Origin of the sequence: Rhodanobacter spathiphylli B39 (assembly GCF_000264295.1) — a bacterium.
Lineage (GTDB): Bacteria > Pseudomonadota > Gammaproteobacteria > Xanthomonadales > Rhodanobacteraceae > Rhodanobacter > Rhodanobacter spathiphylli.
This window is the reverse complement of record NZ_AJXT01000025.1, coordinates 1-408: the sequence shown is the minus strand read 5'-3', so window position 1 is coordinate 408 and position 408 is coordinate 1. Positions and strand designations below refer to the sequence as shown.

The 408-nt window shown below is 64.2% G+C and carries 1 protein-coding gene; it reads right to left on the bottom strand.

Annotated elements, in window-relative coordinates; translation table 11 throughout:
- On the bottom strand, positions 1 to 317 hold a 317-nt coding region (locus tag UU7_RS09945; RefSeq protein WP_007807880.1), incomplete at its 3' end, for a helix-turn-helix domain-containing protein.
- Positions 318 to 408: the final 91 nt, after the last annotated feature.

Here is a 408-nt window from a genome sequence, read left to right as displayed (position 1 = left end):
CGTTCGTGGCTGATGGACACCTCGCTGGCAATCTGCGCAGGGCTCCATTGCTCGACTGTCAGCCGTGCCTCCACGGTGGCCCACTGCTCCGGTCCGATCCGAGGTTGCGCGCTCGCCGCACGCCGGCGCTTGGCGCCCTGTCGCTGTGCAGCCCGCGCGTGATACTTGGCCGCCTCGCTCGAGTTGCGTCGAAGCTCGCGACTGATTGTCGTCGCCGCGCGCTTCAACTCCGCGCCGATCTCTCGAGCTGAAAAGCCGCCCCCATGGAAATGCTGAATCTGATAGCGTTCGTCCTGGCTCAGGTGTGTGTAGCTCATGTGCAGTTCCACTTGGCGGTGAAGCTGTGCAGGCTACCGCACCTGCGCCGCTCTATCGCTGGGGGTGGTGCACTTCAGAATTGAACTCGCC